This is a genomic window from Lentzea nigeriaca (assembly GCF_016907955.1).
GTDB lineage: Bacteria > Actinomycetota > Actinomycetes > Mycobacteriales > Pseudonocardiaceae > Lentzea > Lentzea nigeriaca.
The window spans coordinates 926,420-945,544 of sequence record NZ_JAFBCX010000001.1 but is presented as its reverse complement, the minus strand read 5'-3'; the positions used below and the strand labels follow the sequence as shown (position 1 = coordinate 945,544).

At 70.7% G+C, this 19,125-nt stretch carries 22 protein-coding genes; 5 read left to right on the top strand and 17 right to left on the bottom strand.

Annotated elements, in window-relative coordinates; translation table 11 throughout:
* Positions 1-8: 8 nt before the first annotated feature.
* From JOD27_RS03605 to JOD27_RS03595, 3 genes are all read left to right on the top strand, one after another.
* Complete coding sequence (locus JOD27_RS03605) at positions 9-1,463, top strand: S8 family peptidase (RefSeq protein ID WP_204760614.1); 1,455 nt, start codon at positions 9-11, stop codon at positions 1,461-1,463.
* 87 nt (positions 1,464-1,550) lie between these two features.
* Positions 1,551-1,976, top strand: coding sequence for a DUF1761 domain-containing protein (locus JOD27_RS03600; RefSeq protein WP_204760613.1), 426 nt, complete (start codon positions 1,551-1,553; stop codon positions 1,974-1,976).
* Between the two features lie 55 nt (positions 1,977-2,031).
* A complete protein-coding gene (locus JOD27_RS03595; protein ID WP_204760612.1) occupies positions 2,032-2,457 on the top strand; it encodes a DUF1761 domain-containing protein in 426 nt (141 codons plus the stop codon).
* A 98-nt stretch (positions 2,458-2,555) separates the two neighbouring features.
* Here JOD27_RS03595 and JOD27_RS03590 read toward each other — a convergent pair whose 3' ends face one another.
* From JOD27_RS03590 to JOD27_RS03525, 14 genes are all read right to left on the bottom strand, one after another.
* Positions 2,556-3,203: a dihydrofolate reductase family protein gene (locus JOD27_RS03590; RefSeq protein WP_204760611.1), complete on the bottom strand. Its 648-nt coding sequence runs from the start codon at positions 3,201-3,203 to the stop codon at positions 2,556-2,558.
* 30 nt (positions 3,204-3,233) lie between these two features.
* A complete protein-coding gene (locus JOD27_RS03585) occupies positions 3,234-3,671 on the bottom strand; it encodes a PH domain-containing protein (RefSeq protein WP_204760610.1) in 438 nt (145 codons plus the stop codon).
* Complete coding sequence (ribH, locus tag JOD27_RS03580; RefSeq protein WP_204760609.1) at positions 3,668-4,165, bottom strand: 6,7-dimethyl-8-ribityllumazine synthase; 498 nt, start codon at positions 4,163-4,165, stop codon at positions 3,668-3,670. The genes JOD27_RS03585 and ribH overlap by 4 nt, the downstream gene beginning before the upstream one ends.
* Positions 4,162-5,424, bottom strand: a complete 1,263-nt coding sequence (locus tag JOD27_RS03575; protein ID WP_204760608.1) for a bifunctional 3,4-dihydroxy-2-butanone-4-phosphate synthase/GTP cyclohydrolase II — start codon at positions 5,422-5,424, stop codon at positions 4,162-4,164. The genes ribH and JOD27_RS03575 overlap by 4 nt, the downstream gene beginning before the upstream one ends.
* Complete coding sequence (locus tag JOD27_RS03570; RefSeq protein WP_204760607.1) at positions 5,421-6,041, bottom strand: riboflavin synthase; 621 nt, start codon at positions 6,039-6,041, stop codon at positions 5,421-5,423. The genes JOD27_RS03575 and JOD27_RS03570 overlap by 4 nt, the downstream gene beginning before the upstream one ends.
* A gap of 8 nt (positions 6,042-6,049) precedes the next feature.
* On the bottom strand, positions 6,050-7,033 hold the full coding sequence (gene ribD / locus JOD27_RS03565; RefSeq protein WP_204761155.1) for a bifunctional diaminohydroxyphosphoribosylaminopyrimidine deaminase/5-amino-6-(5-phosphoribosylamino)uracil reductase RibD: 984 nt from the start codon (positions 7,031-7,033) through the stop codon (positions 6,050-6,052).
* 14 nt (positions 7,034-7,047) lie between these two features.
* Positions 7,048-7,698, bottom strand: coding sequence for a ribulose-phosphate 3-epimerase (rpe, locus tag JOD27_RS03560; protein ID WP_204760606.1), 651 nt, complete (start codon positions 7,696-7,698; stop codon positions 7,048-7,050).
* 26 nt (positions 7,699-7,724) lie between these two features.
* Entirely contained in the window at positions 7,725-8,222 is a 498-nt protein-coding gene (locus JOD27_RS03555; protein WP_204760605.1) for a flavoprotein, read from the bottom strand.
* Positions 8,223-8,258: 36 nt separating this feature from the next.
* Positions 8,259-8,516 carry a hypothetical protein gene (locus JOD27_RS03550; RefSeq protein ID WP_204760604.1) on the bottom strand — a complete coding sequence of 86 codons (258 nt, stop codon included), beginning with the start codon at positions 8,514-8,516 and terminating at the stop codon, positions 8,259-8,261.
* A complete protein-coding gene (locus tag JOD27_RS03545) occupies positions 8,513-8,701 on the bottom strand; it encodes a hypothetical protein (protein ID WP_204760603.1) in 189 nt (62 codons plus the stop codon). The genes JOD27_RS03550 and JOD27_RS03545 overlap by 4 nt, the downstream gene beginning before the upstream one ends.
* Before the next feature lie 308 nt (positions 8,702-9,009).
* Positions 9,010-10,446, bottom strand: coding sequence for an RsmB/NOP family class I SAM-dependent RNA methyltransferase (locus JOD27_RS03540; RefSeq protein ID WP_204760602.1), 1,437 nt, complete (start codon positions 10,444-10,446; stop codon positions 9,010-9,012).
* Between the two features lie 148 nt (positions 10,447-10,594).
* A complete protein-coding gene (gene fmt / locus JOD27_RS03535; RefSeq protein ID WP_204760601.1) occupies positions 10,595-11,521 on the bottom strand; it encodes a methionyl-tRNA formyltransferase in 927 nt (308 codons plus the stop codon).
* A 2-nt stretch (positions 11,522-11,523) separates the two neighbouring features.
* Positions 11,524-12,072, bottom strand: a complete 549-nt coding sequence (gene def, locus JOD27_RS03530; protein WP_204760600.1) for a peptide deformylase — start codon at positions 12,070-12,072, stop codon at positions 11,524-11,526.
* Between the two features lie 47 nt (positions 12,073-12,119).
* Positions 12,120-12,269: a hypothetical protein gene (locus tag JOD27_RS03525; protein WP_204760599.1), complete on the bottom strand. Its 150-nt coding sequence runs from the start codon at positions 12,267-12,269 to the stop codon at positions 12,120-12,122.
* Positions 12,270-12,619: 350 nt separating this feature from the next.
* Here JOD27_RS03525 and JOD27_RS03520 point away from each other — a divergent pair, with 350 nt between their 5' ends.
* Positions 12,620-13,138: a DinB family protein gene (locus tag JOD27_RS03520; RefSeq protein WP_239566306.1), complete on the top strand. Its 519-nt coding sequence runs from the start codon at positions 12,620-12,622 to the stop codon at positions 13,136-13,138.
* Position 13,139: 1 nt separating this feature from the next.
* Here the strand turns inward: JOD27_RS03520 and ggt are convergent, their stop codons facing one another.
* The gene (gene ggt, locus JOD27_RS03515; protein ID WP_204760598.1) at positions 13,140-14,909 is read right to left on the bottom strand and encodes a gamma-glutamyltransferase; all 1,770 of its coding nucleotides are present in this window, start codon (positions 14,907-14,909) and stop codon (positions 13,140-13,142) included.
* Between the two features lie 65 nt (positions 14,910-14,974).
* Here ggt and JOD27_RS03510 point away from each other — a divergent pair, with 65 nt between their 5' ends.
* The gene (locus JOD27_RS03510) at positions 14,975-15,439 is read left to right on the top strand and encodes a hypothetical protein (protein WP_204760597.1); all 465 of its coding nucleotides are present in this window, start codon (positions 14,975-14,977) and stop codon (positions 15,437-15,439) included.
* Positions 15,440-15,447: 8 nt separating this feature from the next.
* On the opposite strand, the gene JOD27_RS44505 is transcribed toward JOD27_RS03510, so the two are convergent.
* Both JOD27_RS44505 and JOD27_RS03495 read right to left on the bottom strand, forming a co-directional pair.
* On the bottom strand, positions 15,448-17,889 hold the full coding sequence (locus JOD27_RS44505) for a primosomal protein N' family DNA-binding protein (protein WP_239566305.1): 2,442 nt from the start codon (positions 17,887-17,889) through the stop codon (positions 15,448-15,450).
* A gap of 30 nt (positions 17,890-17,919) precedes the next feature.
* Positions 17,920-19,119 (bottom strand): hypothetical protein, encoded by a 1,200-nt coding sequence (locus JOD27_RS03495; protein ID WP_204760596.1) that lies wholly within the window; start codon positions 19,117-19,119, stop codon positions 17,920-17,922.
* Between the last annotated feature and the right edge of the window lie 6 nt (positions 19,120-19,125).

Sequence of the window (19,125 nt, the reverse complement as noted above, 5' to 3'; positions counted from 1 at the left end):
GACATTTGTTGAATCGTCCACGAGCACTGCTGGCCGCCGCCGGTCTCGGGGCGGCTCTGTGCGTCGCCCCGGCGATCCAGGCCGGTGCCGCGACGGAGTCCACCTACGTCGTCCTCTACCGCGAGGGCGCCTCGTCGTCGAACGCCGCGAACACCATCGCGAGCGCCGGCGGCACCGTTGTCGCGAACTACAGCCAGATCGGTGTCGTGATCGCCCGGTCGGCCAGCAGTGGTTTCGCGGGCGCGGTGAAGCAGAACGGCAACGTCGAAGGCGTCGCGGCCACCAGCGGCCTCGGCGTCCGCGTGGCACCCGACCAGAGCGACGAGGGCACCGACGTCGCCCAGGCCGCCGCGTGGGGCGACTCGTTGTCCGGTCTGCAGTGGGACATGAACCAGATCAACGTGCCGCAGGCGCACCAGGTCACGCAAGGCAGCAAGCAGGTCGTCGTGGCCACGCTGGACACCGGCCTCGACTTCACGCACCCCGACCTCGCGCCGAACTACGACGCGTCGCGCAGTGCGGACTGCTCGAGTGGCACGCCGACGCCGTTGCTGCCCGGCAACGACCAGGTCGGCCACGGCACCCACACCGCGGGCACCATCGCCGCGGCCGCGAACGGCACCGGCATCGTCGGCGTGGCGCCGAACGTGCGCCTGGCCGGCGTGAAGTCGAGCAACGACGACGGCTTCTTCTTCCCGGAGATGGTCGTCTGCGCGTACATGTGGACCGCCACGCACGGCATCCACGTCACCAACAACAGCTACTTCGCCGACCCGTGGCTGTTCAACTGCCGCAACGACGCCGACCAGCGCGCGATCTGGAACGCCGAGCGCAGGGCGATCCGGTACGCGCAGTCCAAGGGCGTGGTCGTCGTGGCGTCCGAGGGCAACGAGAGCACCGACCTGTCGCACCCGCGCGTCGACGTGATCAGCCCCGACTTCCCGCCCGGCAGCGAGCAGGAACGGGAGATCACCAACGCGTGCTCGGTCGTCCCGGTCGAGGTCCCCGGTGTCGTCGGCGTGACCGCGACGGGCAACCTGCGGCTCAAGTCGTACTACTCGAGCTATGGCATCTCCACCGCCGACGTGGCCGCACCGGGCGGCGACGCACGCCTGCAACTGACCTCGGCCGCCCCGAACGGCCGGGTGCTGTCGACGTACCCGAGCTACGTGCCGTGTGCACGCCAGGTCCTCGACAACGGCGCGAAGTACTGCTACCTGCAGGGCACCTCGATGGCCGGTCCCCACGTGGCCGGTGTCGCGGGTCTGCTGGTCAGCAAGTACGGCTCCGCGGGCGCGGCCGCCAGGCTCCAGCAGGCGACCAACCCGCTGCCGTGTCCCGACACGTCGATCTACGCGGCCTTCCCGCAGAACAGCGGGGAACCGCAGACGTGCCAGGGCGGAACGGCGCACAACAGCTTCTACGGCTCGGGTGAGATCGACGCCCTCAAGGCGGTGAGCTGACCACTGGGGCCGCCCACCGGTTTCGGTGAGCGGCCCCTCACAACTGGATCTACGATTCCCCGCACCTGTGATCAAGCTGGAGGAATCATGAGCTTCAGCGTCCTCGGCGACCTCAACTGGCTCGCCGTCCTCGTGGCCACCATCGTCTACTTCGGACTGGGCGGGCTCTGGTATGCCGAGTTCCTCTTCGGCAAGGCCTGGCAGAGAGCCATGGGCTGGGACGGCAACGCCCCGGAGGGCGCGGGCGCCGGCATCTACGCCGTGCCGCTGGCCACCTGCTTCGTCGCCACCCTCGCGACCGCGATGATCGCCGCGGCCACCGGCACGGACACCCTCGGCGAGGGCATCGTGCTCGCGATCGTCGTCGGCATCGGACTGTCCGGCGCCGTCCTCGCCGTCACGGGCATGTTCGACTCGACCAAGCCGGCCGCGATGACCACCGTCGCCATCAGCGCCGGCTACCACCTCACCGGCTTGCTGCTGGCCAGCATCATCCTCGCGCTCTGGCAGTAACGGCGAACGGCCACCCCGCGATGCCAAGTCACCCTGATCACCGCGGGAGACCCTCATGAGCTTGAGCGTGCTCGGCGATCTGAACTGGTTAGCCGTGATCGTGGCGACGATCGCGTACTTCGCGTTGGGTGCCTTGTGGTACGCGGAGTTCGCCTTCGGCAGGGCCTGGCAGCGGTCCTCGGGCTGGGACCTCAACCCACCGGAGAACGCGGGCGCCGGCATCTACGCCGTGCCGGTGGCCACCTGCTTCGTCGCCACGCTCGCGACGGCGATGATCGCTGCGGCCTCCGGTACCGACAACATCATGAAAGGGATTCTGCTCGGGCTGGTCGTGGGTGTCGGCGTCACGCTTCCGGTGATCTTCGTGACCGGCACCTTCGACATGACGAAACCCGCGCCGAAGACCCTCTCGGCCATCAGCGCGGGCTATCACATCGTCGGACTCGCACTGGCGGGCGCGATCCTGGGGCTTTGGCGCTAGAGGTACCTGGCCGCTTCCGGTCGGTCAGGGACACGCAGGGTCAGCACCTCGCGTTCCCGAGCCGTGTTCGATGTTCTACCGGGCCGGGCACCGTTGACCTATTTGCGCCAGAACAGGTGGTGCGTCACGCCGCTCGGGCTCGGCACCACGTCCAGGTGGAACCGGTCGAGCAGCTCGTCCGGCGTCTGCCACAGCCGCAGCCCCGACTCGAGCTTCAGCGGCGAGACCGCCACGTGCAGCGTGTCGACGAGGTCGGCGTCGAGGAACTGCCGGATCGTCGTGACGCCGCCGCCGAGCCGCACGTCCTTGCCCTGTGCGGCCTCCCTCGCCTGCTCGAGCACCACGGCCGGGTCGCCACCGACGAAGTGGAACGTGGTCTCGCCCAGGGTGAAGGACGGCCGCGGATGGTGGGTCAGCACGAAGACCGGGGTGTGGAACGGCGGCTCGGCACCCCACCAGCCCTGCCACTCGTGGTCGGTCCACGGCCCGCGCTGGGGCCCGAACTTGTTGCGGCCCATGATCTCGGCGCCGATGTTGTGCGTGAAGTCCCGCGTGAAGTAGTCGTCGAGACCGCGGCTGCCACCGGGTTCGGTGCGGTTCGGCCAGCTCGCCGTGGCGCCCGCCCAGGCGAACAGCTCCATGGGCGAGACGTCGAGGCCGAACGGGTTCTCGAGGGTCTGGTCCTCGCCGCACGCGATCCCGTCACTCGAGACCACGAAGTTCTGCACTCGCAGGAGTTGTGTCATGTCCGTGCAGACTCCCTCAGCCGGCGAAACTCATCGCTGGTTCTGCGCCGCCTTGTGCAGCTCACGCAACGCGCGCACGGACGAAACGGCGTTCTCGCGGTCCACGGCCTGCACGGCCATCACCGAGATGTACTCGTCCTCCGGCAGCTCCAGGCGGGCCCACGCGGCACCGTCCGGGAAGCTCACCGAGAGCACGTCCTTCCACTCGAAGTGGTGCGAAGTCACGACGTTGCGCACGTCGACACCCGAGGCGTCGGCGGTGACGCGGGGACGGGTCAGCAGCAGCACGCCGCCCGCCAGCAGGAAACCCAGGACGACCATCGCGACCTGGTCGGAGACCTGGAAGATCACACCGGTCGGGGTGTTGCCGAGCAGCACGCCGACCACGGTGAAGACGGCGACCAGGCCGATCGCGCACGCCCAGGCGACGCGACGGATCTTCTTGGGGCGGAAGACGACCGTCGTCACTCGAAGCCCCTCTCCGTCCACGGCTGCCGCAACCCGCGCAGCACCAGAGCCGTGTCGATCGCGGCCACGGTCGCCTCGTAACCCTTGTCCTCCACCGAGTCCGGCAGACCGGCACGCGCCAGCGCCTGCTCCTCGGTGTTGCACGTCAGCACGCCGTTGCCGACCGGCGTCGACTCGTCCAGCGCGACCCGCGTGAGGCCGTCGGTCACCGAGTCGCACACGTACTCGAAGTGCGGGGTGCCACCGCGGATCACCACGCCCAGCGCGACGACCGCGTCGTGGTGGCGCGCGAGTTCCTGCACCACAACGGGAAGCTCGATCGCACCCGCCACGCGCACCACGGTCGTGTCGACGCAACCGGCGTCCGCGGCGGCCTTGAGGGCACGCTCGACGAGCTGGTCGGTGATCTTGGTGTGCCAGCGCGTCGCCGCGATCGCGACGCTCAGGCCCTTGCCGTCGAGCCGGGTCTGCTCTGGACGGCCCTCGCCACTCATTCCTGGTCCTCCGTAGCGGAAACAACGGCCTCGTACTGCTCCAGCTGGTGCAGCTCGTGGCCCATCCGGTCGCGCTTGGTGCGCAGGTACCGCAGGTTCTCCGGGTTCGGGGAGATCGGCAGCGGCACCCGGTCGAGCACACGCAGACCGTATCCGGCCTCCAGACCGACGCGCTTGGCCGGGTTGTTCGTGAGCAGCCGCATGGACTTGATACCGAGGTCCACGAGGATCTGCGCGCCCGTGCCGTAGTCGCGGGCGTCGGCGGGAACGCCCAGCGCGAGGTTCGCGTCGACGGTGTCCGCTCCCTCGTCCTGCAGCTGGTAGGCCTGCAGCTTGTGCATCAGGCCGATGCCGCGGCCCTCGTGCCCGCGCATGTACAGCACGACGCCACGTCCTTGTGCCGCAACGGCTTCCAGGGCCGCGTCGAGCTGCGGGCCGCAGTCGCAGCGCAGCGAGCCGAAGACGTCACCGGTGAGGCACTCGGAGTGCACGCGCACCAGCACGTCCTCGCCGTCGCCGATCTCGCCGTAGACCAGCGCGACGTGCTCGATGCCGTCGAGCAGGCTGTCGAAGCCGACGGCGGTGAACACGCCGTGCGCGGTCGGGATGCGTGCCTCCGCGACTCGTTCGACCTGGGTCTCCACCCGGCGGCGGTACGCGATCAGGTCGGCGATCGTGATCAGCGCGAGGTCGTGGTCCGCGGCGAAGACCTCGAGCTCCTCGCGGCGGGCCATGTCGCCCTCGTCCTTCTGCGACACGATCTCGCAGAGCACGCCGGCGGGAGACAGCCCGGCCAGGCGCGCGAGGTCGATGGCGGCCTCGGTGTGCCCGGGACGGCGCAGCACGCCTCCGTCCTTGGCGCGCAACGGCACGACGTGGCCAGGACGGTTGAAGTCGCTGGCCTTCGAGGTCGGGTCGGCGAGCAACCGGATCGTGCGGGCGCGGTCCGCGGCCGAGATGCCGGTGCTGACGCCCTCGCGCGCGTCGACCGTGACGGTGTAGGCGGTCCCACGCACGTCCTGGTTCGTGTGGAACATCGGCGGCAGGTCGAGACGCTCGCAGTCGGACTCGGTGAGCGGCACGCAGATGTAGCCGGACGTGTAGCGGACCATGAAGGCGAGCAGCTCCGGCGTCGCCTTCTCGGCGGCGAAGATCAGGTCACCCTCGTTCTCGCGGTCCTCGTCGTCCACGACGACCACGGGGCGACCGGCGGCGATGTCCTTGATCGCCCGCTCGATTTCGGCGAACTCGGTGCTCACTGGGCCTCCTCGCCCGCAATGGCCCGCAGGTGCGGGACGGCCAGTCGTTCGACGTACTTGGCCAGCACGTCGACCTCCAGGTTCACCAGATCGCCGGGCAGCCGGTGCCCGAGCGTGGTGAGTTCGAGCGTCGTGGGGATGAGGCTCACGGTGAACTGGTCCTCGGAGACGGTCACGACCGTCAGCGAGACGCCGTCGACCGTGATCGAGCCCTTCTCCACGACGTAGCGGGCGAGGTGAGGCGGGAGTCCGATGTGGACGATCTCCCAGTGCTCCGCCTTCTCCCGCGCGAGAATCGTGCCCGTGCCGTCGACGTGACCCTGCACGATGTGGCCGCCGAGGCGCTGGCCGACCGCGGCCGCGCGCTCAAGGTTGACCCGGTCGCCGGAGGCGACCTTCGTGAGGCTGCTGCGCACGAGCGTCTCGCGCATCACGTCGGCGGTGAAGGTGTCGTTCTCGACCTCCACGACGGTGAGGCAGACGCCGTTCACCGCGATGGAGTCGCCGTGCTTGGCGTCGCTGGTCACGATCGGTCCGGCGATGCGGATCCGCGCCGCGTCGGGCAGATCCTCCGTCGCGACCACGTGGCCGAGTTCCTCGACGATCCCGGTGAACACCGCTCCTCCTAAGTTTGCGGAACCGCGCTGATCCGCAAGTCCGGTCCGCTCATGGTGACGTCTTCGACGGTCAACCGGACAGCGTCAGTGATGGTTGACACGCCCGCGTCCAGCACCACCGCGGGGCCGTCCCCGAGGAGTGCGGGCGCGATGTAGGCGAGCACACGGTCGATTCTCCCAGCGCGCAGGAACGCACCGGCCACCGTTGCGCCGCCTTCGAGCAGCACGTCCACGACGCCGCGAGCGGCGAGCGAGGTCAGCACCTCGTCGGGGTCGTGCGTGCGCACGTGCAGCGCGGTGTGCCGGAGCTTGGCATCGTCCGGAAGGTCGCTCATACCCACGACCACGGGCAACGGCTGATGGGGCAGCGGAATTCCGTCGTCGTCCCTGGCCGTCAGCGCCGGGTCGTCTTTGCGGACCGTGTTCGTGCCGACGATGATCGCGTCCAGCTTCGCGCGCATGGCGTGGACCTCCCTGCGGGAGGTCTCGGAGCTGATCCACTGGCTGGTGCCGTCCCGCGCCGCGATCCGGCCGTCGAGCGAGGACGCGTACTTCCACGTGACGTGCGGACGTCCGGTCTTGACGAAGTGCAGCCATGCGCGCAGCGGCCCCTTGCTGACCTTGTCCGCCAGAAGGCCACTCTCGATCGTGATGCCTGCTTCTTCGAGTCGTCGAGCCCCTCCCGCGGCCTTGGGGTCGGGATCGGTGACGGCGTGGACGACGTGCTTGATGCCCGCTTCGATGAGCGCTTCGGCACACGGCGGCGTGCGGCCGTAGTGCGAACACGGCTCGAGGGTGACGATCGCGGTGCCGCCCTGTGCCTTGGTGCCGGCTTCCTTGAGCGCCATGACCTCGGCGTGCGGGCCGCCGACCGGTTGGGTACCGCCGAAGCCGACCGGGTGGCCGTGCGCGTCCAGGATGACGCAGCCGACCGGCGGGTTGGGGCTGGTGGTGCCCCGCACTCGTTCGCTCTCCGCGATGGCGAGCACCATCGCGTCCTCCGGCGTCACCTCGCGCCGGCTGCCTGCGCGCGCAGTGCCTCGACGGCCTTGCCGGGATCGGCGGCGTCGTACACGGCGGACCCGGCGACGAAGCAGTCCACCCCGGCCTGCGCGGCCTGTTCGATGGTGTCGGCGTTGATGCCGCCGTCGATCTCCACGAGCAGCTTCAGGTGCCCGGTGTCGACGAGGTGGCGTGCCGTCCTGACCTTCTCGAGCACGTCGACCATGAACTTCTGCCCACCGAAGCCGGGCTCGACCGACATGACCAGCAACGTGTCGTAGTGCTTGAGCACGTCGACGTACGGTTCCAGCGGCGTTCCGGGCTTGATGCTCAGCCCGGCCTTCGCGCCCGCGGCCCTGAGGTCCTTGGCCAGCTTCACCGGGTCGTCGGCCGCCTCGACGTGCACCGTGACGTTGTACGCGCCCGCTTCGGCGTACCCGATGGCCCAGCGGTCCGGGTCCTCGATCATGAGGTGGCAGTCGATCGGGATGTCGGTCACCTGGAGCAGCGACTTCACCACGGGCAGGCCGAGCGTCAGGTTCGGCACGAAATGGTTGTCCATGACGTCGACGTGGATCCAGTCCGAGGTGGGCACCGCGGCGAGCTCGTCGGCGAGCCGCGCGAAGTCTGCGGACAGGATGCTGGGGGCGATCATCGGCGTGTGGACCACAAGGGTGAAGTCTAGGTGTCCAGCAGGTCGAGCAGGCTGCCGGGAGCCTCGTCAGTGACCACCACGACACCCGCTCCGGCGAGCGTCTTCAGATGTGTCTCCCACATCGGGTGGCGGCGCTTGTCCGCGTTGGCCTGGGGCATGACGACGACCTTGCAGCTCTCGACGCCGATGGCCTCGTTCAACGCGGTCAACGCCTGGTTGTCGCCGATCCCGAGGGCCAGCTTGGCCACCGAGTTCGCGCTGGCGGGGGCGAAGATGAACGCGTCAGGCGTCGGGTAGGGCTTGGGCTGGCTCGGCAGGCGCGGGGTCCAGCGGATCTCCAGGTCGGTGAGGGCTTGGAGCTTGTCCAGTTCGCCCGCCTCCTCGAACCACGGGACGACCGTTGGAGTGAAGGTGATGGCCAGGCGCCAGCCCCGTTGTGCCGCGGGTTCGGCGAGTTCCGTGCGGAACCAGGATTCGACGCCGCCGCAGCCGCTTGCGACCAGTCCGAGCAGCCCACGTGTCATGGCGCCGATGTTAGGCGGCCGCTCCTGGGTGGACGATCATCGGGGAACGACGCGGAATTCGCCTGCCGTGGTCGACTTCTGCCCGCCGTTAGCGATCCAGTTCACCACGAGGGCGAAGCGGCAGTCGCAGTTCTCGCTGGACGACCCGATCTCGAGGACTTCCGGTTCACCTCGGCTCACGCGGTACGGGAACGTCGACGTGACCGCTCCCTTCCCCGGCCGCAGGGGTCTCGGCTGCGGCCGGAGCCGCGGCGTCTTCGTGTCGAAGCCGATCGTGAACTCCCGGCACCTCACCGGGTGCACATGGTGAGGAGGGGACCCGTTCCGTGCACGCCCGCCCTGGAAGTGCCCTTCAGCTCCACCCGGATCAGCTCCACCCGGATCCCGCCGATCACGACCTCGGCGGTGCCGGTGTTCTGAGCCACGACCGCCGCGACGGCACCATCGACGTGTCCTGGCTGGTCAGCGCTGTCGCGCACGGCCCGGTGGCCGCACGGCTCGGTGATCCTCGTCCTCAGCGCCAGGGCTGGTCCGGGCTCGGCCGGTTCCGGGCTCGGGACGGTTCTGCCCTCGCCACACGATCGAGGCCACTACCACCACGATCAGGGCACCAGCCAGCACCCCCGCCACTCTCAGCCACTGCCGAGCGGGGCGCACGTCACCGTGGGGATCACGGATCTGGGTGATGTCGCCGTGCACGTCACCCACCGTGTTACCGCCCGGATCGCCCGCGTCCATCGGCCGCGCAGAACTGTCAGACCCCGCCACTACCGTCGTTCACGAGCGCTCAAACAGGGCGTCGCAGCACCGAGCAGAACATCGCGTCGGTGCCGTGCAGATGGGGCCAGAGCTGGACGTGCGGCCCTTCCCCGAGGTCCGGAACTCCCGGGAAGAGCTCCCGCGTGTCCAGCAGTTCGGCCCCTGTCCGCCGCGCGACGTCCGTCACGATCCCGACGGTCTCAGAGAGATGAGGTGAGCACACGACATAGCCGACAACGCCGCCAGGACGCACCAGTCGCAACGCCTCGGTGAGCAGCTCGCGCTGCAGCTTCGTGAGCGTGCCGACGTCGGCGGGCTGGCGCCTCCACCGCGCCTCCGGGCGCCTGCGCAGTGCACCGAGACCGGTGCAGGGCGCGTCGACCAGGACGCGGTCGAACGCCCCTTCGACGAAGTCGGTCTCGCGGCCGTCGGCCACGTGCACGGTCACCGGCAGGCCTGAGGTGATCTTGCGCACGAGCTCGGCGCGGTGGGGTGCCTTCTCGACGGCGATCAGCTCGCCACCCTCGAGGCCGACCAGTGCGGCGAGCAGCGCGGCCTTGCCGCCGGGTCCCGCGCAGAGGTCCAGCCAGCGGTCGTCAGTGCCCTCCAGAGGCGCGCGCGTGAGGGCCAGAGCGCACAGCTGGCTGCCCTCGTCCTGCACGTGGGCGAGGCGCTCCCGGACGGGCTCGAGATCGCCCGGGTCGCCCGCCCCGGCCTCCAGATGCACGCCGTAAGGCGAGTACGGCGCCACGTCGCCGCCCACGATGGCGGCGAGCTCGTCGGCGCTCACCTCGCCAGGACGTGCCACGAGGTGCACGGCAGGCCGCGCGTCGTCGGCCTCGAGGGCGAGCTTCAACGGCTCGTCCCGGCTGCCGAGGGCCTCCGCGAACGCCTGTGCGATCCACCGCGGGTGAGCGTGGGCGAAGGCGAGGTTGCCGATCGGGTCGGTGTCCGGGTCGGGCGCGAGCTCGTCGACCCAGGCGGCCTCGTCCTGCTCGGCAACCCTGCGCAACACGGCGTTGACGAACCCCGCGATCCCGGAGCCCAGCTCGGCCCGCACGAGGTCGACGGTCGAGGCCACCGCCGCGTGCGACGGAATCCGGGTGCGCAGCAACTGATACGCACCGAGCCGCAACGCGTCGAGCGCCGAACCGTCCACTTCGGACAATGGCCGATCCGAGCACGCCTCGATGACGGCGTCGAGCAGCCCCTGGGCTCGCGCCGCACCGTAGGTGAGCTCAGTGGCCAGCGCCGCATCACGGCCGGTGATGCGGCGCTCCCGCAACAGCTGCGGCAACACGAGGTTCGCGTACGCGTCCCGCTGCCGCACAGCCCGCAACGTCTCCAACGCGGCAAGGCGCGCCGGGTCCTCCACGGGCGGCCGCGAGGGCCCGGTACGCCGCCGCGGCGGATGCGGCCTGCGCGGACGGGACGGCTTGGAGGCTCCTCGCGAGTAGCCGGTCATGCGATGCACTCTCCTGCTGCGACGCGACCAACGCGCGCCAAGTTCGTGTCGTCCGACAAGCGCCCCCGCGCTCCACCACGGCCCCGCGTCCTGCCGGCACCGGCCAGCGCCGGCGCGGCGATTCCGCGCGCCCGAGTCACAAAGCGGCTCATGCGATCCGCTCCCCCGCCTCGATGCGCACGCCACGCGCCCAGTCGGTGGCGGCCATGCGCTTCTTGCCCTGCGCCTGCACCTCACCGAGAGCCACGGCAGTGGTCGCCGTGCCCACGAGCACGCGCTTGCGCTCGACGAGCACCTCGCCGGCAGGCAGCGTCACGTCGGCCACCGGCGTCACGGGGCCGAGCTTCAACCGCTCACCCCGGAACTCGGCCCACGCGCCGGGCTCCGGTGTCACGGCGCGTGCCAGGCGGTCGACGGCCACGGCGGGCGCGGTGAAGTCGAGGCGCGCGTCCTCGACAGTGATCTTGGCGGCGTACGTGACGCCGTCGGCGGGCTGCTCGACCGCGCGGAGGGTGCCGTCCTCGATGCCGTCCACAGTGGACAGCAGAAGCCGGGCACCGGACTCGGACAGCCTGGTCAGCAGGTCGCCGGAGGTGTCGCGGTCGCGCACCTTCTCGGTCACCACGCCGAAGACCGGGCCGGCGTCGAGCTCCTTCACGATCCGGAACGTCGAGGCGCCCGTGATGTCGTCGCCGTTGCGCACGGCGGCCTGCACCGGCGCGGCGCCGCGCCATGCGGGCAGCACGGAGAAGTGGAGGTTGACCCAGCCGTGCTTCGGGACGTCGAGCGTGCGCTGCGGCAGCAGGTTGCCGTAGGCGACGACCGGGCACAGGTCGGGTTCCAGAGCGCGCAGGCGATCCAGGAACTCGGGGTCGCCCGCCTTCTCCGGCGTCAGCACCTCGATGCCGGCGGCGTCAGCGAGCGCGGCCACCGGGGAGCGCTCGAGCTTGCGGCCGCGACCGGAGGGGGCGTCGGGGCGGGTGACCACGGCGACGACGTCGTGGCGGGGAGAGTCGATGAAGGCGCGCAGCGAGGGAAGTGCGACCTCGGGCGTACCGGCGAACACGAGTCGCATGGTCAGCTGGACCTGCCAAAGAGTGGGTGCGGGCTCTGCTTCAAGGTGGGGACCGTACCGTCGAACCACTCGGACTGCCGGATTTCCCTCATGGCGCGCTTGCGGGTCTCGGCGTCGAGGCGGTCGAGGAACAGCACGCCGTCGAGGTGGTCCGTCTCGTGCTGGATGCAGCGGGCCAGCGTCTCGGTGCCCTCGACCTCGATCGGCTCGCCGTGCATGTTCCATCCCTTGGCCACGACGTGCAGGTGGCGCTTGCAGTCCCAGGACATGCCGGGGATGGACAGGCAGCCCTCGGGGCCGTCCTGCATCTCCTCGCCGACCACCTCCCACGTCGGGTTGACGAGGTGTCCCGCGAAGCCGTCGCAGTGGTAGGTGAACACGCGCAGCCCGACACCGAGCTGAGGCGCGGCGAGTCCCGCTCCGCCCGCGTCTTGCATCGAGTCCCACAGGTCCTTGACCAGGGTGCGCAGTTCCTTGTCGAAGTCGGTGACCTCGACGGCGGGGGTGCGCAGCACCGGATCGCCGAACAGGCGGATGGGTTGGACGGTCACGCAGTGCTCCTCGTGGTGGACTGGTGGCCAGTCTACGAGGGGCGCGGTCAGTACTCGGACACGCTGCCGAGGAAGATCACGCTCACCAGCGCCACGACGAAGTGGCCGGTGAACCGCAGCGCCGTCAGCACGGGGCGGAACAACGCGTGGAAGTCGAAGTGGGCTGCCGGAGCGCCGGTAACTGTCGTCGTCGTCATGCCACAACTGGGTCGTTCGCGCAGGTCAGCCCGCATCGGCTCGCGGTATCGAGCTCTGGTCGGCCCCAGGTGGGAAGATCCGGTGCAACACTCGGCCAGAAGGTGGACACCCCCCAGGTCACGAGGCTGATGCGACCAAGCTGGGAGGGTGCGGCGGCGGTGCCCGACGACGCCCTGTCGGACGCCGACCTGTGGGCACGAGGCCGTCACCACCGACGTGGTCGACGGCTTCTTCATCGTCAAGCTCCCGAGCGGTCCCCAGCCGCTGGCCCCACCGAACCTGCACGTCACGGCCCGCAACGCCGAAAACAGATCGTCTACATGGGCGGCGTTACCTGAGGATGACCTTCATGACTTGGACCGCACCGGAAGTGAAGCCGCCTCACGAGCCGTTCCTCGGCGCAGAACGCCCGATGCTGGAGGCGTGGCTGGACCGCCATCGCGCCACCTTCCTGCACAACTGCGCCGGGCTGACCGGCGAACAGCTCGCCATGGCCACCGCTCCCCCGTCGAACCTCACCCTGCTGGGCCTCATTCGCCACATGGTCGACGTGGAGCGGGTCTGGTTCCGCATCCGGCTGAACGGTCAGGACGTCGAGCCCCGCTACGCCGTGCCGCCGAACTGGGACGCCGCCTTCGAGCACCTCGACCCGGCTCGCGCCGAGGCCGAGTACGCCGATCTCGTGGCCGAAATGGCCGAGGCCCGTGCAGCCGCAGCTGCACGGGACCTCAACGACACCTTCATGCACTCGAAATGGGGCGAGATTTCGTTGCGGTGGCTCTACATCCACATGATCGAGGAGTACGCGCAGCACAACGGCCACGCGGACCTGATCCGCGAACGCATCGACGGCCGCACCAACAAGTAGCTCAGCCCACCTTCACCACACGGGCCGCGCCTCCTCCGCGCCGCGTCGGTTCGGCGACCGCGCGCCACCGGCCGTCGGAGGCGCGTTCGATTCCGGTGGCGGCACCGATTTCGGCGTTCTGGCTGAACTTGTGGCCGATGGCCTCCAGGCCCCTGGCCGTGTCGGCCGCGATGAACGCGACCTCTGCCGGGGTCGTGGCCGCGTTGCGCTGGGAGGCGCGTGGGGCGGCCACGGCGTTGAGCAGGGACATCTTGCGGTCCAGGCGGCCGGTGAGGATCTGGGTGACCGTGGTGATGATGGTGGAGCCGCCCGGTGAACCGACCGCGAGGACGACCCTGCCGTGGTCGAGGACGATGGTCGGGGCCATGGACGAACGCGGGCGCTTGCCGGGGCCCGGCAGGTTCGGGTGCGGGACGCCGGCGTTCGGGGCGACGAACTCGAAGTCGGTGAGCTCGTTGTTGAGCAGGAAGCCACGGCCGGGGACGACGATGCCGCTGCCGCCCTCCGCCTCGATGGTGAGGGTGTAGGCGACGACGTTGCCCCAGCGGTCGGCCGTGGTGAGGTGGGTGGTGCGTTCGGCGTCCTCACGCAGTGCCGAGAGGCCCGCGGTCGCCGCGCACGCCTGCGGGTTGTCGGGGTCGGCCGCCGGCTGCGGGGCGGGCAGCACGGCGTCGGGCTTGATCAGGCATGCGCGGGAGTCGGCGAACTCCTGGGAGAGCAGGCCCTTGGTCGGGACGCGGGTGAAGGCCGGGTCGCCCACCCAGCGGAGGCGGTCGGCGAAGGCGAGCTTGGTCGACTCGATGAAGCGGTGCAGGTACTCGACGTCGTTGACCTCGGCGAGGTCGGTCGACTCGAGGATGTTGAGCGCCTCGCCGACGGTGGTGCCGCCGGACGACGGGGCCGCCATGCCGTAGACGTCCAGGCCGCGGTAGCGAGTGTGCGTGGGGTCGCGGCGTTCCACCTGGTAGCGGGCCAGGTCCGAGATCTGCATGGCGCCGGGGCGGACGTTGCGGGTCGAGCCGGGCACGACCGGGGGCTGCTGGACGGTCTTCACGAGGTCGTGACCGACCGCACCGCCGTAGAGGGAGGCGAGGTCGGTGCGCGCCAGTTCGCGGTAGGTGTCGGCCAGCTGCGGGTTGCGGAACGTGCTGCCGACGGCGGGTGGCTGTCCGCCGGGCAGGTAGAGGTCGCGGGTCGAGGTGAAGTCGGCGAAGCGGGCGGCGTTGTTCGCGATCTGCGAGTTGAACGTCTGGTCGACGACGAAACCGCGCCGTGCCAACGCTTCCGCCGGCGCCATGGCCTCGCGCAGGTTGAGCGTGCCCCACTTGCCCAGGGCCTGCTGCCACGTCTTGGGCGTGCCGGGGACGCCGACGGACATACCGCTCGTCATCGCCTCGGCGAACGGGAGCGGCTTGCCGTTCTCCACGAAGAGCTGGTCGGTCGCGGACTGCGGAGCGGTCTCGCGTCCGTCCAAAGTGGATACGCGCTGGGTACGGGCGTCGTAGTAGACGAAGAACCCGCCGCCACCGATGCCCGCGCTGAACGGGTCGGTCACGCCGAGCGCCGCGGCGGTGGCGACGGCCGCGTCGACGGCGTTGCCGCCGCGGCGGAGCACGTCGATGCCGATCTGGGACGCGTCGGCGTCGACGCTGGAGACGGCACCGCCCCAGCCGACCTGCTCGGGCACTCGAGGCGGTGGTTCCGCCGCACCTGCGGAAGCAGGGGCGACCAGTACGACGGAGAGCGTCAATGCGGCAGCCGTTCGCAACATGCGCACTCTTCTACTCCCTTGCGACCGGATGGCAACAGTTCTTGGGAAAGGCCTAAGGTGCGGAGGTGATCGATCTTGACCGGTTGCGAACGGATTTCGCGAACACCCCTCTCGACGAGGCCGACCGCGAGGACGCCCTGCGGTTGCTGCTGCACGACCGCCGCGAGGGCGACGCGGATCTGCTGCGCCACCTGCTGACGGAGGAAACGGCAGCCCACCGCGAGGGCTGGGGCGTGAGCGAGGCGATGGTCCTCGCCGCGCTGCTGCTCGCCGAGTGCGGGCGCGAGGAGGACGTCTGGGCGCTGTGGGAGGCCAAGAACGCCTCCTTCGACACGATGGCGGGCCTCGACGGCTTCCTGCTGTTCCCGGCGGGCGTCGCGGGCACGACGGCGCACGTGATCGCGAGCGAGGACCAGCCCGAGCGCGGCGACCTGATGACGTACATGAGCGAGTACCTCGAGTACGAGAAGCTCACCGACGACGACATCCGCGAGCACATCGCGAACCTGCGGTCCTATTACGAGAACTGAACTCCCGGTCAGAGCACCTCGAGCGGATCGAGCTTGATGCGCACCAGCTCCTGTTCCTTCCGGGCTGTCCGCACGGCCTGGGCCTCGGCCAGGACGGCGGCCAGCTGACGGCCTTCGCTGCGGGCGACGCGGACCAGCGCCCGTTCCCTGGACTCGTCCTCACCCAGCGGCACCGGCCCGAGGATCTCGCCGGTCGGCGGCAACCGCAGCTCGTCGAGCAGGGCGTTCACCGCGTCCGGGGTGCCGTCGACCGTCGCCATCCGCACCGCGGGCGGAAACCCGAGCTCGGTCCGCGCCGCGAGCTCGGTGGCGGCGTGCCACACCGGGTCCCAGCGCACCAGGGCCTGCACCGGCGTGAGGGACGAGTCCGCGATCACGACCACCCGCCCGTTGCCTGGCCGCACCAGCCCGGCGGCCGTCATCCACCGCCGCAGCGCCTCCTCGGAGGCCCGCAGGTCGGCCCGGCCGAGCAACGCCCAGCCGTCGAGCAGGAGGACCGCGCCGTAACCGCCCTCGGCCACGGGTTCGGCGCCGGGCGTGGCCACCACCAGCGAGGGCTTGCCCGGCACCTTGGTGAGCACCTCGTCCGCACCGCTGGTGCGCACCGGATGCCCGGGAAACGCCCGCCCCAGCTCCTCGGCCGTGCGCCTGGCACCGATGATCTGCCCTCGCAGCCTGCGCGAGCCGCACGTCGGACACCGGAACGCGGCCTCCGTGGCCGCGCACCACCGGCAGTACGCGGGCTTGGGCAGCCCGTCCTCGGTGCCACCGGGCAACGCGAGCGGCCCCGCACACCGGCGGCATCGCGCAGGCCCCCGGCACTGCCCGCAGGCGAGGGCGGGCACGTAACCGCGGCGCGGCACCTGGATGAGCACCGGCGAGTCGGCCAGGGCGAACCGCGCCGCCTCGAAGGCGATGGACGGCAGCCGCGCGGTGCGGGCGGCGGGGTCCTTGACGTCCTGCCACTCGTTGTCGCCCACCGACACGACGCGCGGCGCCACGGCCCGCAGGGTCTCGCGGGAGGCCACGATCTCGTGGGCCCAGCCCGTCTCGACCAGGAGCTGAGCCTCGGCGGTGCGGGCGAAGCCACCGATCAGCAACGCCGCACCGGACATGTGCGCACGCTGCACCAGAACATCGCGCACGTTCGGATAGGGCGAACGCGGCTCGACGTGGAGATCGTCGCCGTCGTCCCACACGACCAGCAACCCGGGATCCTTGACCGGCGCGAAGGCGGTGGCGCGAGTGCCGACCACGACCCTGGCGACACCCCGGCGAACAGCCAGCCAGCGCTTGTAGCGCTCGGACGGCCCCAGGTCGGCCGACAGCGTCACCACACCCTCGATGAGCCTCGCACACGCCTCGGACACACGCGCCAGATCACGGTGATCCGGCACGACGATGACGACACCCCGCCCGGTGGAGGCGACCGCAGCGGCAGCTTCGGCCAACCGCGCGGGCCAGTCCTCGGAGGGCAGGGCCTGCCAGACGGCGTGGGCGGGACGGCCGGTGCGGAGGGCTTCCAGGTACTTGGGGCCGCGCGGGTAGCGCGACCAGGCGTCGGCGGGGACAGGCGGAAGCTGGGAACGGGTGGGGGCTGCCGAGCCGCCGGAAGTGCCGGCCTCGGTGGCGGGAGCAGCCGGGGCTGCGGCAGGCGCGGCGGGCTCGGCGACAGGCGCCGATGGCGGCACGGCGGGCGCGGTCGGCTCGGTGACGGGAGCAGCCGGGGCTGCGGCAGGCGCGGCCGACTCGACGACAGGCGCCGATGGCGGCACGGCGGGCGCGGTCGGCTCGGTGGCGGGAGCAGCCGGAGCCGCGGCAGGCGCGGTTGGCGGAGTGGCAGGCACTGTCGGCCGCACAGCAGGCTCGGTCGCCGGCGTGGTCTGCTCGGCGGCTGGAGCGACTGGCTCGTCGACAGGCGCGGCGGGCACGCCACCGGAACCCTCTGGCGACGCCGCGACCGAGGACCCAGCGGGCACGCCGGCCGGGCCTTGTGGCGCGGCGGGCTGCTCGGACACCCAGGCCGGGACCTGGGGCAGCGGAGCCGGGGCGCCGGACTCGGCCGCTTCCGCTCGGGCGTGGCGGGGTGGGATCGCGAGCCTCAGGACGTCGATCATGCCGCCCGCGTACCTGTCGGCGATGGCGCGGGCCAGGGCGGCGATCTCCGGTGCCAGCACCGGTTCGGGAGAGACGACCTTTTCGATGAAGGCGAGTTTCTTCTCGTACTCGGAGGTTTCGGCGCGCTCCAGGAGGTAGCCGTCGACGAGTTGGCCCGCGAAGCGGACGCGGACGCGGCAGCCCGGCACGGCCGTCTCGTCCAGTTCGGACGGTACGGCGTAGTCGAAGGGGCGGTCCAGGTGGGCCAGGGGGACGTCCACGACGATGCGGGCGACCGGCAGCGTGGCCGCGGGGACTCGTTCCCCTCGCCTGGCTCCGGTCTTCGCGCTCATGCCTCCTGGTGTATCAGACAGCCCCGACAGTCACGCGTTGCGCCTCACCAAACCGGTGAAGCCCGCCACGAACAGGGTGGCGAAGGCCCAGGCCAGGATCTGCAGCAGCCACGTCGAGGCGAGTACGAACCGGCCGCCGGCCGAGGTGGCGTCGACCGCGCAGCGGGCCGCGTCCACCTTGACCAGCGGTGTTGCCACGTTCAGCGCGTAGCCGACCTGTTCGACCGCCGAGCACCGCACCGCGCCCGACACCAGGACCACGCCCACCGACACCGCGAGGACCCCGGCCAGCCACAGCAACGCCAGTGCTGGTCGGTAGCCGTGCCCGACGGTCAGGCCGCGGATCAGGTGCCAGGTGCGGCCCCAGCGCGAGAGCTGGCCGCGGCGGCGCAGATCGCGTTGGGCGGCAACGCGAATTCGGCGCACGTCCTGTTCGTGGCCGGCCGCGGAGTGTGCGGCGGCGAGCTGCACCCACGGCTGGGTCGAGTAGTAGGGGGTGCGCGTGGCCAGCAGGGTCAGCCATTCGTCCACTGTGGCGTCACGGGGCAGGCCCTCGTAGACGAGGCCTTCGAGTTGCACCTGGCCTTCGATGCCGGCGAACGGCATGAGGAGGTCCTTGCCGACCTTGACGTGCCGCAGGTCGACCGCGACGCCCGGCGAGGTGAAGCGGCCGCCGCGCAGGACGATCTGGCCGTCTACCTGGGCGCCGCGCATCCGGACCGCGGCGTGGGCGCCGTCGCTCGTCACCTGGCAGCCGTGCGACAGGAAGATCACATCACCGACGTGCACGTCGACCAGGTGCAGGGTGGAGTCGATTCGGGCGCCGCGGCACGAGACCACGCCCGCGACTCGCGAACTGCTCAGCATCACCGAACCCGCGGCGCGGAAGCCGTCGTCCAGGTAGACACTGCCGCCGATGCGCATCTGGCGGGCGTCGACCGACTCGGCGGCACTCAGGCGGGCCGCGCTCAGGTGCAGGTCGTGGTCCACCGTCAGGCCGTGCGCCTGGATCGACGGGGCGACGAGGCCCCTCAGGTCCAGCTGGGAGAAATGCGCCCGGCTGAGCAGTACCGGCTGCTCGGTGGTGCAGTCGCGCAGCACCAACGGCCGCTTCACCACCAGGTCCTGCAGGTCGAGCTCCCCGGTGATGTGCGAGCCGGTCACGCGCACACCCCTGGGATCCTGGTCCTCGGTCAGCAACCGCCGGATCTCGTCCCCCGTGATCTCCACGCGGGC

Bases quoted from the DNA above. Each gene is read 5' to 3' on its own strand.
- JOD27_RS03600 (WP_204760613.1), top strand. From the start codon at position 1,551: ATGAGCTTCAGCGTCCTCGGCGACCTCAACTGGCTCGCCGTCCTCGTG.
- JOD27_RS03595 (WP_204760612.1), top strand. From the start codon at position 2,032: ATGAGCTTGAGCGTGCTCGGCGATCTGAACTGGTTAGCCGTGATCGTG.
- JOD27_RS03590 (WP_204760611.1), bottom strand. From the start codon at position 3,203: ATGACACAACTCCTGCGAGTGCAGAACTTCGTGGTCTCGAGTGACGGG.
- ribH (WP_204760609.1), bottom strand. From the start codon at position 4,165: ATGAGTGGCGAGGGCCGTCCAGAGCAGACCCGGCTCGACGGCAAGGGC.
- ribD (WP_204761155.1), bottom strand. From the start codon at position 7,033: ATGGTGCTCGCCATCGCGGAGAGCGAACGAGTGCGGGGCACCACCAGC.
- rpe (WP_204760606.1), bottom strand. From the start codon at position 7,698: ATGATCGCCCCCAGCATCCTGTCCGCAGACTTCGCGCGGCTCGCCGAC.
- JOD27_RS03555 (WP_204760605.1), bottom strand. From the start codon at position 8,222: ATGACACGTGGGCTGCTCGGACTGGTCGCAAGCGGCTGCGGCGGCGTC.
- JOD27_RS03540 (WP_204760602.1), bottom strand. From the start codon at position 10,446: ATGACCGGCTACTCGCGAGGAGCCTCCAAGCCGTCCCGTCCGCGCAGG.
- fmt (WP_204760601.1), bottom strand. From the start codon at position 11,521: ATGCGACTCGTGTTCGCCGGTACGCCCGAGGTCGCACTTCCCTCGCTG.
- JOD27_RS03525 (WP_204760599.1), bottom strand. From the start codon at position 12,269: ATGACGACGACGACAGTTACCGGCGCTCCGGCAGCCCACTTCGACTTC.
- JOD27_RS03520 (WP_239566306.1), top strand. From the start codon at position 12,620: ATGACTTGGACCGCACCGGAAGTGAAGCCGCCTCACGAGCCGTTCCTC.
- ggt (WP_204760598.1), bottom strand. From the start codon at position 14,909: ATGTTGCGAACGGCTGCCGCATTGACGCTCTCCGTCGTACTGGTCGCC.
- JOD27_RS44505 (WP_239566305.1), bottom strand. From the start codon at position 17,889: ATGAGCGCGAAGACCGGAGCCAGGCGAGGGGAACGAGTCCCCGCGGCC.